The following is a 13,975-nucleotide window of genomic DNA, read 5'->3' on the forward strand; positions in this document are numbered from 1 at the left end:
AATGGAGGCTCGCGCAGCGCTGATCGCCGAGGTTTCCAACGCGACTCATGCCTATGGCAAGGTTCTAGCGCTCGACAATGTCTCGCTCGCACTGCCAAGCGGCCAGATGACGGGCATCATCGGCCCTGACGCCGCCGGCAAGTCCACGCTGCTCGGCCTGATCGCCGGCGCGCGGAAGATGCAGACCGGATCAGTCGAGGTCCTCGGCGGCAGCATGAGCAATGCCCGGCATCGCCGCTCCGTCTGCACACGCATTGCCTATATGCCGCAAGGGCTCGGTAAAAACCTCTATCAGGAAATCAGCGTCCGCGAGAACCTGGCCTTCTTCGCCACCCTCTTCGGCCTGTCCGCGTCGGAACGTGAAGCACGCACACGGCGTCTGGCGGCCGCGATCGGCTTGCTGCCGTTTCTCGATCGACCTGCCGGAAAGCTGTCGGGCGGCATGAAGCAAAAGCTCGGCCTGTGCTGCGCGCTCATTCACGACCCCGACCTGCTCATTCTCGATGAGCCGACGACCGGCGTCGATCCGTTGTCGCGCCGACAGTTCTGGGACCTGATCAGCGAACTGCGGCGCGAGCGTCCGACGATGAGTGTCGTCATTTCCACCGCTTATATGGACGAGGCGAGCCAATGCGATTGGCTCATCGCGATGGATCACGCACGCGTGCTTGCCTGCGGCACTACGGACGAGCTGCGCACGAAGACCGGCCAGCAAGACATGGAAGCGGTGTTTGCCGCCCTGCAGCCGGGGCAAAAATCGACGGCGCAGCGCTTCGTCATTCCGCCACGCCAACCAGGCAGCGAGGCGCCGGTCATTGTCGCGAAGAATCTGACGCGCCGCTTCGGCAGCTTCACTGCAGTCGATAACGTCAGCTTCGCCATCGAGCGCGGAGAAATCTTCGGCTTCCTCGGTTCGAACGGCAGCGGCAAGACCACGACCATGAAGATGCTGACCGGACTACTGGCACCGAGCGAGGGGGAGGCCGAGGTGTGCGGAAAACCTGTCGATGCCAACGACCTGTCGGTCCGCCAGCGCGTCGGCTTCATGTCGCAATCGTTCTCGCTCTATGGCGAACTCACCGTGCGGCAAAACCTGCGTCTGCATGCGCGCCTTTTTCATCTGGCCCCGGACCAGGCTAACGCGCGTATCGCCCAGCTCATGGTCGATGTCGGCCTTGTCGACTATGCCGACACCGAAGCGAACTCGCTGCCGCTCGGTGTGCGCCAGCGCCTCTCACTGGCCGTGGGGATCGTGCACGACCCCGAGTTGCTGATCCTTGACGAGCCCACTTCGGGCGTCGATCCGTTGGCACGCGATGAGTTCTGGCGCTTGCTCGGCGACCTCTCGCGAACCCGCAATGTCACGATCTTCGTCTCCACGCATTTCATGAGCGAGGCCATGCGCTGCGACCGCATCTCATTGATGCATGCGGGTCGTGTCCTCGTCTGCGACACGCCGCAAAACGTCATTACCTCCAAGGGCAGCGCGAACCTCGAAGAGGCGTTCATCGCCTATATCGAGGCTGCCGAGCCGTCTACGCCCGCGCCCCCCGTGGCCGATGCCGAAGCGCAGACCCGGCAGGATGCGGCGGCGTTGTCGCCCAGCCGCTCGACCTTCATGCCGCTGCGCCGCCTGCTCGCCTTTGCCAAGTGCGAGACGTTGTCGCTTGTACGCGATCCGGTGCGGCTTGCCTTCGCTTTCCTTGGCTCCCTCATCATGCTGTTGATCTTCGGTTTCGGCGTCTCCAGCGATGTGACCAATCTCACCTATGCGGCCTTCGACCACGACGACACGCCGGAGAGCAGAGCCTATCTCGCCAATTACTCGAGCTCTCGATACTTCATCGAAAAGACGCCGATCCACAGCGTCGACGAAATGCAAAGGCGCCTGAAGTCGAACGACATCACACTGGCCCTCGAAATTCCACCTGGCTTCGGGCGCTTGGTAAAGCGCGACTCGGATTGGCAGGTGTCGGCCTGGATCGACGGCGCCAACACCTCGCGCGCCGCGACCATCGAGGGTTACGTGGAATCGGCGCACAATCTCTTCGCCGAAGAGAGAAAACGGCAGTCCAGCGACGTAGCGAGCACGAAACCGACGACCAGCATCGTGATCCGCAACCGTTACAACCCGACGGCCGAGAGCATCTATGCGATCGGGCCGGCCGTGCCGGCGATGTTGCTCATGATGTTTCTCGCCATTCTCACAGCGGTCAGCGTTGCCCGCGAAAAGGAGATCGGCACGATCACGAACTTCTATGCCACACCCACGACGCGCCTGGAGTTCCTGGTCGGCAAGCAACTGCCCTATATTGGCGTCGGCATGATCAATTTCTTCATCATGACCGCGACCGTGCTATTCATCTTCGATGTTCCGCTGAAGGGCGACGGTCTCGCACTGACCCTGGGCGCGCTGTTCTATGTGGCGGCGGCCACCGGTTACGGGCTGTTCATCTCGACCTTCACCTCGAGCCAGGTCGCAGCGGTGTTCGCCGGAGCGGTGCTGTCGATGCTGCCGACCATGCAGTTCTCCGGCATGATGCAACCCGTCTCGACGCTTGAGGGCGGCGCTCGCCTCATGGGGTACCTCTGGCCGACGAGCTATTACATGCACATGAGTGTCGGTGCGTTCACCAAGGGACTTGGCTTCACCGACATGGTTAACGATCTGCTCGCGCTGACCCTGTTTTGCCCGGCCTTCTTATTGCTGTCCGCGCTGCTCCTGCGCAAACAGGAGAAATAAGATGCAGAGTCTCTCCAACATTTTCTGGCTCGGCATCAAAGATCTGCGCACCCTCTCGAAGGACCTGATGATGATCCTCTTCATCATCTATTCCTTCGGCCTCAGCATTTATATGCAGTCGACCGGAGCCGGCGAGACCGTCAACAATGCCTCCGTGGCGATCGTCGACGAGGACCACTCCAGCCTGTCGCGATCGATTGCCGGGCTGTTCTATCCCCCGTACTTCCAGGCGGCCAAAATGATCAGCGCCGCCGACATCGATCGCGGCATGGACAACGGTCTTTACACCCTCGTCGTCGTCATTCCTCCGCGCTTTGAAGCGGATGTGCGCAAGGGGCGCGACATTGAAGTCCAGGTCAACGCGGACGCCACCGCAGTCCAGCAAGCGTCATTGGGGTCGGGCTATATCCAGAACATGGTGAGCGAAGAGGTCACGCGCTACCGACAGGAGATGGCGCAAACCACCGGGCTCTCCTCGGATCTCGTCATCCGCCGCGCGTTCAATGCCAACGGCACGCAATCCTGGTTCCGCGCGATCGTCGGCCTTGCCGATCAGTTGTCGATGCTGATCATTATCCTGACCGGCGCGGCGCTCTTGCGCGAGCGGGAGCACGGCACGATCGAGCACCTGCTGGTGATGCCGTTGACGGCCTTCGAGATAGCGCTCGCCAAAGTATGGTCGAGCGGGTTGGTGATCTTCGTCGGCTTCATCTGCTCGCTGTTATTCGTGGTCGAGGGTCTCCTCGACGTTCCGATTGCCGGCTCGCGCGGTGTCCTGCTGCTCGGCACCCTCATCTATATCTTCGCCACGGCAGCGATCGGCATCTTCCTCGGCACCCTCGCCCGCACCATGGCGCAATTTGCCCTGCTGATGATGATGGCCGTCATGCCGATGATGATGCTGTCGGGCGGCATGTCGCCGATCGAGAGCCAGCCGCAATGGGTCCAGTACGTAACGTGGTTTTTCCCGTCGCGGCACTATGTGAGCTTCATGCAGGCGATCGTGTATCGAGGCGCGGGCCTCGATATCGTCTGGAAAGAGTTCGTTACGGTCCTGGTGATGGGCGTGACGTTTCTCGCGGCGAGTTTGCTGCTGTTCCGTCAGTCCGTTGCGACCTTGCGGTAAGCCTTTTCTTGTACCGGCCTGTTTTAGGTCGAGACGATTGTCCGACAAAAAGCCTTTCCCTTACGCGCACTTACTCCACATAGTCGAGATTCAACGGTCAATTCACACTTATTTGACCCATCGGCCCATTAACGGTTGACACCCCGCCGCTTGGCTGTAGAATGCCGCCCACAGACGCGGGATGGAGCAGTCTGGTAGCTCGTCGGGCTCATAACCCGAAGGTCGTCGGTTCAAATCCGGCTCCCGCAACCAAACATCAAAAAAGGCTACTCGAAAGAGTGGCCTTTTTTGTATCCGGCAAAAAAAGTTCTTCTGAAACAATGGCATGGCATCTTTCATGAAACCGTAGACGGTTCGTGGAGTCCATTTCATCGCACGCTAGGCTTAATCCTTCTACGACCAATGGCCGCAGTCGCCGCATCCGGTGATCCGCGTTAATATTTGTAATTATTTTGTCCATAGGGATTGGTAACTTGGCTGGATACCCCCATCCTGTCGCGCACAATCCACGAGGTGATTGATGCGCGCCAACTCGTCTGAACCACAAGACTCCGTCACAGCGACACAACCGATCACTCCCACCCGTTTGCGCTGGCTGGATCTGTTAAGCAAGTATCGGCAACCCATCGGGCTGGCCGTGACGCTGCTGCTGTTCGCAATCGCCCTGATCGCCTGCCGACACCTGCTGCTGGAACTGGATCTCTACGCCCTCCACGACTCGATCCTGGAAGTGCCCAAGCCGGCCTTGCTGGGCGCGTTAGCTGCCGCCATCAGCGGTTTCATCATTCTATTGGGCTATGAGTTTTCCGGCGCGCGCTATGCCGGGGTGAAACTGCCCGCCAAGACCCTCGCCCTCGGCGGTTTTACCGCCTTTGCCATCGGCAACGCCATTGGCCTGTCGATGCTCTCGGGCGGTTCGGTGCGTTACCGTTTATATGCGCGCCATGGCATCGGGGCTTCGGAAGTCGCCCACATGACCGTGTTCGCCAGCCTCGCACTGGGCTGCGCCCTGCCGCCGCTGGCTGCATTGGCCACCTTAAGCAACTTGCCCGCCGCTTCCGCTGCCCTGCATGTGTCGCAAGGCTTGCTCGGCGCTATCTCCGGTGCCGTGTTGCTGCTGTCGGCCGCGCTGTGCATCGGTATTTATCGCTGGCGCCTGCCAGAACAACCCTACCCGGACAACCTGCTGGTCAAGATTGGCCGTCGCACCCTGCGCCTGCCCGGTCGGCGCCTGACGCTCCTGCAACTGATCATCACCGCCCTGGACGTCGCCGCTGCCGCCACCGTCCTTTATATGCTGCTACCGGAAGCGCCACCCTTCGGCCCGTTCCTGCTGGTGTACCTGCTGGCGCTGGCCGCCGGCGTACTCAGCCATGTGCCGGGTGGCGTCGGGGTGTTCGAGGCGATCCTGCTCGCGGCCTTTGCCGACAAACTCGGTGCCGCGCCATTGGCCGCCGCCCTGCTGCTGTATCGCATGATCTATGTGGTGCTGCCGCTGCTGATCGCCTGTGTGTTCCTGTTGATCAACGAGGCCCAGCGCCTGTTCCAGACCCAGCAGAGTCTGCGCGTGGCTTCGGGCCTGGCAGCGCCGGTGCTGGCCGTACTGGTTTTTTTGTCCGGCGTGGTCCTGCTGTTTTCCGGCGCTACGCCGGAGATCGACTCACGCCTGGAAAACATCGGCTTCCTGATTCCCCACCGCCTGATTGACGCCTCGCACTTTGGCGCGAGCCTGATCGGCGTGTTGTGCCTGCTGTTGGCCCAGGGTCTGCGTCGACGCTTGTCGGCGGCCTGGATGTTGACCATGGTGCTGCTGCTGACCGGCGCCCTGCTCTCACTGCTCAAGGGCTTCGACTGGGAAGAAGCCAGCCTGATGACCATGACTGCGGTGTTGCTGGCGATCTTCCGCCGCTCCTTCTACCGCGCCAGCCGCTTGACTGAATTGCCGTTCTCGCCGCTGTACCTGGTGGCCAGTGTGTGCGTGCTGGGAGCGTCTATCTGGCTGCTGCTGTTTGCCTATCAAGATGTACCGTATAGCCACCAATTGTGGTGGCAGTTCACCCTCGACGCCAACGCCCCGCGCGGCCTGCGCTCGCTGCTGGGGGCTGCGGTGCTGCTGGTGATCGTGTCGCTGACCTGGCTACTGCGTACCGCGCGCCCGGTGATTCACCTGCCGACAGCCGAAGAACTGGAACGCGCCACCAAGATCCTGATGGCCTCATCGCAACCCGACGGCGGCCTGGCGCTGACCGGCGACAAGGCGCTGCTGTTCCACCCCAACGACGAAGCCTTCCTGATGTACGCCCGTCGCGGGCGCAGCCTGGTGGCCCTGTACGACCCGATCGGCCCGACCCAACCCCGTGCCGAGATGATCTGGCAGTTCCGCGACCTGTGCGACATCCACCATGCGCGCCCGGTGTTCTACCAGGTACGCGCGGAAAACCTGCCGTACTACATGGACATCGGCCTGACCGCGATCAAGCTGGGCGAAGAAGCTCGCGTCGACCTGAAACGCTTTGACCTGGAAGCCAAGGGCAAAGAGATGAAGGATTTGCGCTACACCTGGAACCGTGGAACCCGGGACGGCTTGTCTCTGGAAATCCACGAACCGGGCACGGCGCCGATGGACGAACTCAAGGTCATTTCCGACGCCTGGCTGACCGGCAAAAACGTGCGGGAAAAGGGCTTTTCCCTGGGACGTTTCAGCGACGACTACCTCAAGCACTTTCGCATCGCGATCATTCGCTTCGAAGGGCACCCGGTTGCCTTCGCCAACCTGCTTGAGACCTACAACCACGACCTGGCCAGCCTCGACCTGATGCGCGCCCACCCCGACGCGCCTAAGTTGACCATGGAATTCATGATGGTCGGCCTGATTCAACACTATAAGAATCATGGTTATGCTCGCTTCAGCCTCGGCATGGTGCCATTGTCGGGCCTGCAACCTCGCCGTGGCGCGCCGCTGACCCAACGCCTGGGCTCGATGGTGTTCCGTCGTGGCGAGCAACTGTATAACTTCCAAGGTTTGCGCCGCTTCAAAGACAAGTTCCAGCCTGACTGGGAACCCCGTTACATGGCCGTGCCCGCAGGACTTGATCCGCTGGTGGCACTGGCCGATACCGCCGCCCTGATCGCGGGCGGCTTGACTGGATTGGTGAAACGCTGATGATTCGACGCTCCTGGCGGTATGTATTGGCTTCTGTGGTGGTGCTCGCCGTAGCCCTGGGCGGCGGCTATTGGTACTGGAACCGCCCTGCCCCGCAGCCGACCCTGGAGCAGTTGCCCCAGGCCGATGGCTCGGTGATGACCCGCGTGACCCCCGCCGGCACCCCCAAAGCCCGCGTGGCCGTGGCGGTAATGGCCGACGAGACCCTGACCGACAGCCAACTGATTGCCCTGAGCCAGGGCGGCAAAGCGCAAATCGTCCAGGTGATCCTGCCCAAGGATGACTGCACGCTGCAGCAACAGGCACTGCAAGGCGCCCTGAGTCAGCTCAAGGGCCCCGCGACGCTGGTCAGCGGCATCGGCCCTGGCGCCGCCCTCGCCTGGCGCTGGCTGGCCACACAGAACAACGACAAGGCCAATGCCATCTCCGTCGGCTTCGCCCTGGTACAGGAAGGCTGTAAAGACCCACTGCCAAAGACCGCCGCCCACGGCAACTGGCTGGTGGCATGGAACGACAACCCTGACGATGAAAGCGCCAGTTTCGTGCGCGACACACCCCGCGCCACCACCAGCATCAGCGACTACGACATTCACTACCCGCAAGTGCTGAATAACGAACTGCGCAAGCAACTGGTGGGGTCGGACAACGGCGGCCTGGCGATTCCGGTCGTGGAAGTCCCCGCCGGCCAGGCCAAGGACACCGTGACCCTGTTCCTCTCCGGTGACGGCGGTTGGCGTGACCTCGACCGCGACGTCGCCGGTGAAATGGCCAAGATCGGCTACCCGGTCGTAGGCATCGACACCCTGCGCTACTACTGGCAGCACAAGACCCCGGAGCAAAGCGCCAAAGACCTCAGCGAGCTGATGCAGCACTATCGGCAGAAATGGGGCACCAAGCGCTTTGTGCTGACGGGTTATTCGTTCGGCGCCGACGTATTGCCGGCCATCTACAACCGCATGCCGGAAAACGAGCAGCAGCGCGTCGACGCAATCATCCTGCTGGCGTTCGCACGCACCGGCAGCTTTGAAATCGAAGTGGAAGGCTGGCTGGGCAACGCCGGCAAAGAAGCCGCGACCGGCCCGGAAATGGCCAAGCTACCGGCGGACAAGGTGGTGTGCATCTACGGTGCCGAAGAGGTCGACGAGAGCGGTTGCACCGACAAGACCGCCGTGGGCGAAGCGATAAAACTACCAGGCGGGCACCACTTCGACGAGAACTACCCGGCGCTGGCCAAGCGCCTGGTGGATATCATCGTCAAGCACCAGGCCAAGACCGAGTAATTCTACGCTGTACGCAAAACCCAATGTGGGAGGGGGCTTGCTCCGATAGCGATAGGTCAGTCATACCGCTATCGGGGGCAAGCCCCCTCCCACATTGGTTTGTGGTGTGGGTTGGAACTAGCGCGGTTCGATATGCGCAATCATCAACTGCACGGTTTCCTGGCCACGGAACTCGTTCACGTCGAGCTTGTAGGCCAACTCCACCCAACGCACGGTCGGGTTCGGCCAGACCTCACGGTCCACCCCAAACGCAATACCGTCGAGTTTCACTGACCCGCATTCGCTCTTGAGCACCACTTTCAGGTGCCGCTCTCCCACCACACGCTGCTCTACCAGCTGAAACACCCCATGAAACAACGGCTCGGGGAAGTGCTGCCCCCATGGGCCGGCATGCCGCAGCGCGCGCGCCAACTCCAGGTGAAACTCTTCCACCGCCAGGGTGCCGTCGGACAACAGCCGCCCGGTCAAGTCTTCTTCGCGCAGTTGCCGACGCACTTCGGCATCAAAGGCTTCGGCAAACAAGGGGAAGTTCGCCTCGGGCAATGTCAGGCCGGCCGCCATGGCGTGGCCGCCGTATTTGCTGATCAGGTTGGGATGCTGGCTCGCCACCACCGCCAGCGCATCGCGGATGTGAAAGCCCTGCACAGAGCGGCCTGAGCCCTTGAGCAGGCCATCACCGGCGTCGGCAAAGGCGATGGTCGGACGGAAATAGCGCTCTTTCATGCGCGACGCCAGAATCCCGATCACGCCTTGGTGCCACTCCGGGTCGAACAGGCACAAGCCATACGGCATCGACTCCAGCGGCAAGTCCTTGAGCTGGGCCAGGGCTTCGCGCTGCATGCCTTGTTCGATGGATTTGCGGTCCTGGTTCATGCCGTCCAGTTGCGCGGCCATTTCCCGTGCGGCGGCGAAATCCGTGGTGAGCAGGCATTCGATGCCCAGGCTCATATCGTCCAGGCGACCGGCGGCATTGAGCCGTGGCCCGAGGATAAAACCGAGGTCGGTGGACGTGATGCGAGCATGGTCACGCTTGGCCACTTCGAGGATCGCCTTGATCCCCGGCCGCGCGCGACCGGCGCGGATGCGCTCCAGGCCCTGGTGTACCAGGATGCGGTTGTTGGCGTCCAACGGCACCACGTCGGCGACGCTGCCGAGGGCGACGAGGTCGAGCAACTCGCCAAGGTTCGGCTGCGGTTTGTTCTCGTACCACCCCAAACTGCGCAAACGGGCACGCAGGGCCATCAATACATAAAAGATCACCCCGACCCCGGCCAGCGCCTTGCTGGGAAACTCACAGCCCGGCTGGTTGGGGTTGACGATAGCGTCCGCCGCCGGCAATTCATCCCCCGGCAAGTGGTGGTCGGTCACCAGCACTTTGAGCCCCGCCGCCTTCGCTGCCGCCACGCCTTCGACGCTGGAGATGCCGTTATCCACGGTGATCAGCAACTGCGGCTGGCGCTGCAGGGCCACGGCGACGATTTCCGGCGTCAGGCCGTAGCCGTATTCGAAGCGGTTGGGCACTAGGTAATCGACATGGGCCGCACCGAGCAAGCGCAGGCCCAGGGTGCCCACCGTACTGGCGGTGGCGCCATCGGCGTCGAAGTCGCCGACGATAAGGATGCGCTGGCGTTGCTCCAAGGCCGTCACCAGCAGGTCTACCGCCGCGTCGATGCCCTTGAGTTGTTGATAAGGGATCAACCGCGCCAGGCTCTTGTCCAGTTCGGCCTCCGTCTCTACCCCGCGCGCGGCGTAGAGGCGGGTCAACAGCGGTGGCAGTTCACCGAGAAACGGCAGGACAGCGGGTAACGGGCGGGGATCGATACGCATGGGACGCAGGGGAATTCTCTGTAGGGGAAATATTAGCGGCAGGCTTCAAGCGCTAGCTCAACCGCGCTCGCCGACCAGCCATTGCAGTTGCACTTCGTGCTGGCCGCGGTCGTCGGTGACGAAGATCGTGCCTTCGCTGATCATCACATCCCACTTGATCACGCGGGGCATGTCCTTGGCCAAGGTCTCGAGGACTTCTTGCGGTACGGCAGCGATGTGTACGTTTTTCAGGTTTTTCGCCACCGGAACCACTTTGCCTTCCCACACACGCAGGCTGCCGTAAGCCAGCAGACTGGTGCGTTCGGTGCGACGCGAGCACCAGGTCAGGCGGTCGGCATCGGGCTGGCCAACTTCGATCCAGTGCAAAACCCGATCATCCAGACTTTTTTCCCACAGGGCTGGCTCGTCTACATCTGACAGACCACGGCCGAACGACAGTTGCTCGTTGTACCAAAGGGCGTAGGCCAGCAGGCGCACGGTCATGCGCTCTTCGGTTTCCGAAGGGTGGCGGGCAATGGTCTGTTTGACGCTCTCGTACACCGAGCGATCGAGGTCGGTGAGGTTGAGTTCGAATTTGTAGGTCGTGGACGGCTGGGCCATGAACGGACTTCTAGAGACAGGAAAAGGCTGGCAGTCTAACCGATGGCGAGGCTATTCAACGAATGCTGCGCTGCATCATCCTTATCCCTGCGCCCCTCGGCTATGTTAAAAGGCATTACACCACTGTGCTGCGTATGAAAGGTTCCTCATGTCGTTTAACGCCAAACCGCTTGCCGGCCTGAAGGTCATCGAACTCGGCACCCTGATCGCCGGCCCGTTCGCCTCACGCATTTGCGCCGAGTTCGGCGCCGAAGTGATCAAGGTCGAATCCCCGGACGGCGGCGACCCGCTGCGCAAATGGCGCAAGTTGTACGAAGGCACCTCGCTGTGGTGGTTCGTGCAGGCGCGCAACAAAAAATCACTGACGCTGAACCTCAAACACCCGGACGGCCTGGCGATCCTCAAGCAGTTGCTGGCGGACGCCGACATCCTGATCGAAAACTTCCGCCCCGGCGTCCTGGAAAAGCTCGGCCTGAGCTGGGACATCCTGCACGCACTGAACCCGAAGCTGGTGATGGTGCGCCTCTCGGGCTTTGGCCAGACCGGGCCGATGAAAGATCAGCCGGGGTTTGGCGCGGTCGGCGAATCGATGGGCGGGCTGCGTTACATCACCGGTTTTGAAGACCGCCCGCCGGTGCGCACCGGTATTTCCATCGGCGATTCCATTGCCGCCCTGTGGGCGGTGATCGGCGCGCTGATGGCGTTGCGACACCGCGAGGTCAACGGCGGGCTGGGCCAGGTGGTTGATGTGGCACTGTATGAAGCCATCTTCGCCATGATGGAAAGCATGATCCCGGAGTTCGATGTGTTCGGGTTCATTCGCGAGCGCACCGGTAACATCATGCCCGGCATCACACCGTCCTCGATCCACACCAGCGCGGACGGCAAGCATGTGCAGATCGGCGCAAATGGCGATGCGATCTTCAAACGCTTCATGTCCGCCATCGGCCGCGAGGATTTGGCCAACGACCCGCAATTGGCCAGTAATGACGGGCGTGACGAGCGCCGCGACGAGCTGTATGGCGTGATTGATCGCTGGGTCAATTCGCTATCGCTGGAACACGTGATCGAGCAGCTCAACAAGGCTGAGGTGCCGGCCAGCCGCATCTACAGCGCCGAAGACATGCTCGGGGACCCGCAATTTCTGGCGCGGGAAATGTTCCTCAACGCGCAACTGCCCGACGGCAAGGCCTTCAAGATGCCAGGTATCGTGCCCAAGCTCTCCGACACGCCGGGCAGTTGTGAGTGGGTGGGGCCGCAACTGGGCGAACACAACAGCGTGGTACTGGGAGAGTTGGGCTATGACGCGGCTGCCATCATCCGCTTGCGTGAGCAAGGAGCGATCTGATGGTGCGCTCAAGATAGTGGCTCGCCGTTGGCTGTTGCGCCTGTGCGCCCCTTTGCTGGGACTTTTGCCGCTGCCGACCCAGGCGGCGCAAACCTTGATCTGGCTGGTGCGAGACCTGCCACCACTGACGATCTTCGACGGTCCGCAAAAAGGCCAGGGCGCCATCGACGAATTGTTGCCGATGCTGATGGAGCACCTGCCGGAGTATCAGCACCAGGTCCAGCACGTCAACCGTGCCCGGAGCATGCAGATGCTCCAGGCGCCCTCCCTCACCTGCGACCCTACCCTGATGTGGACGCCGGAGCGGACCCAATGGATTGTATATTCCGACCAGGCGTTTTCCGTGGTGAGCAATGGCGTGGTCGTCCGCCAGCAAAACCGGGACGTGTTGGCGCCCTTTGTTGCGCAAGGCAAGGTCGACCTGGAAGCGATGCTACGGGACAGGAGCACACGCCTGGGCATCATCGCCGAGCGCAGTTACGGGCCATTCATCGACGGCATGTTGCGGCATGGCGACACGCACAATCGGGTGATGCACTACGGCAACGACGCCTTGGGCAGCCTGCTGCAAATGCAGCGCCTGGGACGCCTGGAAGGGGTACTGGGTTACTGGACCGAAATTCGCTATCACGCATTGCAGCAAGGTATTGATCCCGAGGCGCTGGCGTTTTATCCGATTGCCGGCACCACGCCCTATCAGCACATCCATATCGGCTGTTCGGATACGCCCGAGGGGCGCCAGGTCATGGCGCGTATCAACCAGTTGCTGGGCGACCTGCCGCAGGCGCAGTTGCTACGTTCCTACGCGTCATGGCTCGACCCGGCCCTGCGTGAGCAATACCTGCTGGACCATCAGCGATTCTATGAAGAAGCGCCCACCCCGTGATAAATCGCGGGCAAAAAGAAACCCCGAAGAGTGGGGAGACACTTCGGGGTTAAACGTGGCCTACAAAGACCAGTACAGCAAGTCACAAACACCGGAGCACAATGTCTGCTCTTGCTGTTACTAAATCAGACCAGCCACGCAGTAGGAAGTTTCCGCGGATAAACAATTCTTCATGCGAGGGCGCTGCTGCGGGTCTGGGCAGCATTGCGCAAGGCGGCGATCACCGAGGGTTCCAGGCGCCCTTCGGCAATTTTCAGGTCGCGCAGCAGGCAATCCACGACATCCACCAGCACGCGCTTGTCGGTCAGTTGCGCCCGGTCGACATCACGCTCGACCACGATAGCACCGGCAGGATTCTTTACGGTCACCAGGCACTCGCCCTGCACACCGGCGGTGGTCAGCGTAACCTGATAAGGGCTCAGCGCTTCTTCGAGCAATAGGCGGATACTTTCCATTTCGATCACCACTCAATAGTTCGGGAACAATCGCTTCAACGGGGCTGCCTCTCTCCTAAGTGACTGGTTGTGACGTAGGAAAGTTCGCTTTTTCGTCTTTATGGAGCCGTCAGGGAGTGACTTGATCCAGCATGCGCTTGCAACATGACAACGAAAAAACGGCCGCACATAACTGCTTACCCAATGGGTTGCCGTTTCAGGGTTCGCCCTGCAGCGCGGCTGAGGGTGAACCCTATACTCAGTAAGCGCTGATCACGCTGTCACACAGCTAGAAGTGCATGTCAAAGGCCCTTATTGCTAAGGATGAACATGATGGTGGAACACAACGAACAACAAGCGTCGATGGAGAAGATGCATGCTGACGTATCTCGCATCTATGCCGAAATTTCACGCATGCATGCCGAGCAAGGCAAGCTCAACGCGGAGTCCTTGAAGATAACCTGTGAGACGTTTTGGTACCCCATGGGTGTAGCGATGGCCGTTGTCGCAACAATTGCTTCAATCACCGGAATGGCCATTAAATTACTGTTGTAACCAGCACACTGTC

At 61.2% G+C, this 13,975-nt stretch carries 10 protein-coding genes and 1 tRNA gene; 8 read left to right on the forward strand and 3 right to left on the reverse strand.

The window, feature by feature from the left end; genetic code table 11:
• The first annotated feature begins 1 nt into the window (after window position 1).
• From rbbA to U5A08_RS23905, 5 genes are all read left to right on the forward strand, one after another.
• Window positions 2-2,743 (forward strand): ribosome-associated ATPase/putative transporter RbbA, encoded by a 2,742-nt coding sequence (gene rbbA / locus U5A08_RS23885; protein ID WP_321848888.1) that lies wholly within the window; start codon window positions 2-4, stop codon window positions 2,741-2,743.
• Window position 2,744: 1 nt separating this feature from the next.
• On the forward strand, window positions 2,745-3,869 hold the full coding sequence (locus U5A08_RS23890; RefSeq protein WP_321848890.1) for an ABC transporter permease: 1,125 nt from the start codon (window positions 2,745-2,747) through the stop codon (window positions 3,867-3,869).
• 175 nt (window positions 3,870-4,044) lie between these two features.
• Window positions 4,045-4,121 (forward strand) — tRNA-Met (locus U5A08_RS23895).
• Between the two features lie 268 nt (window positions 4,122-4,389).
• Complete coding sequence (mprF, locus tag U5A08_RS23900) at window positions 4,390-7,032, forward strand: bifunctional lysylphosphatidylglycerol flippase/synthetase MprF (RefSeq protein ID WP_321848891.1); 2,643 nt, start codon at window positions 4,390-4,392, stop codon at window positions 7,030-7,032.
• Entirely contained in the window at window positions 7,032-8,312 is a 1,281-nt protein-coding gene (locus U5A08_RS23905; protein ID WP_253398586.1) for a virulence factor family protein, read from the forward strand. Before mprF ends, U5A08_RS23905 begins: the two co-directional genes overlap by 1 nt.
• A 117-nt stretch (window positions 8,313-8,429) precedes the next feature.
• Here U5A08_RS23905 and recJ read toward each other — a convergent pair whose 3' ends face one another.
• Both recJ and U5A08_RS23915 read right to left on the reverse strand, forming a co-directional pair.
• The gene (gene recJ / locus U5A08_RS23910) at window positions 8,430-10,139 is read right to left on the reverse strand and encodes a single-stranded-DNA-specific exonuclease RecJ (RefSeq protein ID WP_253398588.1); all 1,710 of its coding nucleotides are present in this window, start codon (window positions 10,137-10,139) and stop codon (window positions 8,430-8,432) included.
• A 57-nt stretch (window positions 10,140-10,196) separates the two neighbouring features.
• The gene (locus U5A08_RS23915; protein ID WP_247396803.1) at window positions 10,197-10,739 is read right to left on the reverse strand and encodes a YaeQ family protein; all 543 of its coding nucleotides are present in this window, start codon (window positions 10,737-10,739) and stop codon (window positions 10,197-10,199) included.
• Between the two features lie 148 nt (window positions 10,740-10,887).
• On the opposite strand from U5A08_RS23915, the gene U5A08_RS23920 reads away from it, so the two are divergent.
• Together U5A08_RS23920 and U5A08_RS23925 are read left to right on the forward strand one after the other, a co-directional pair.
• A complete protein-coding gene (locus U5A08_RS23920) occupies window positions 10,888-12,087 on the forward strand; it encodes a CaiB/BaiF CoA transferase family protein (protein WP_253398596.1) in 1,200 nt (399 codons plus the stop codon).
• A 16-nt stretch (window positions 12,088-12,103) separates the two neighbouring features.
• A complete protein-coding gene (locus tag U5A08_RS23925; protein ID WP_321848893.1) occupies window positions 12,104-12,973 on the forward strand; it encodes a TIGR02285 family protein in 870 nt (289 codons plus the stop codon).
• A gap of 170 nt (window positions 12,974-13,143) precedes the next feature.
• On the opposite strand, the gene U5A08_RS23930 is transcribed toward U5A08_RS23925, so the two are convergent.
• On the reverse strand, window positions 13,144-13,428 hold the full coding sequence (locus U5A08_RS23930; protein ID WP_247396797.1) for a DUF3509 domain-containing protein: 285 nt from the start codon (window positions 13,426-13,428) through the stop codon (window positions 13,144-13,146).
• 312 nt (window positions 13,429-13,740) lie between these two features.
• Here U5A08_RS23930 and U5A08_RS23935 point away from each other — a divergent pair, with 312 nt between their 5' ends.
• Window positions 13,741-13,962, forward strand: a complete 222-nt coding sequence (locus U5A08_RS23935) for a hypothetical protein (RefSeq protein WP_253400439.1) — start codon at window positions 13,741-13,743, stop codon at window positions 13,960-13,962.
• Window positions 13,963-13,975 lie beyond the last annotated feature (13 nt).

The sequence above is a fragment of the Pseudomonas paraveronii genome (genome assembly GCF_963681955.1).
GTDB classification, from domain to species: domain Bacteria; phylum Pseudomonadota; class Gammaproteobacteria; order Pseudomonadales; family Pseudomonadaceae; genus Aquipseudomonas; species Aquipseudomonas paraveronii.

Bases quoted from the DNA above. Each gene is read 5' to 3' on its own strand.
- U5A08_RS23915 (WP_247396803.1), bottom strand. From the start codon at position 10,739: ATGGCCCAGCCGTCCACGACCTACAAATTCGAACTCAACCTCACCGAC.
- U5A08_RS23935 (WP_253400439.1), top strand. From the start codon at position 13,741: ATGGTGGAACACAACGAACAACAAGCGTCGATGGAGAAGATGCATGCT.
- U5A08_RS23890 (WP_321848890.1), top strand. From the start codon at position 2,745: ATGCAGAGTCTCTCCAACATTTTCTGGCTCGGCATCAAAGATCTGCGC.
- rbbA (WP_321848888.1), top strand. From the start codon at position 2: ATGGAGGCTCGCGCAGCGCTGATCGCCGAGGTTTCCAACGCGACTCAT.
- U5A08_RS23930 (WP_247396797.1), bottom strand. From the start codon at position 13,428: ATGGAAAGTATCCGCCTATTGCTCGAAGAAGCGCTGAGCCCTTATCAG.
- mprF (WP_321848891.1), top strand. From the start codon at position 4,390: ATGCGCGCCAACTCGTCTGAACCACAAGACTCCGTCACAGCGACACAA.
- U5A08_RS23905 (WP_253398586.1), top strand. From the start codon at position 7,032: ATGATTCGACGCTCCTGGCGGTATGTATTGGCTTCTGTGGTGGTGCTC.
- U5A08_RS23920 (WP_253398596.1), top strand. From the start codon at position 10,888: ATGTCGTTTAACGCCAAACCGCTTGCCGGCCTGAAGGTCATCGAACTC.
- recJ (WP_253398588.1), bottom strand. From the start codon at position 10,139: ATGCGTATCGATCCCCGCCCGTTACCCGCTGTCCTGCCGTTTCTCGGT.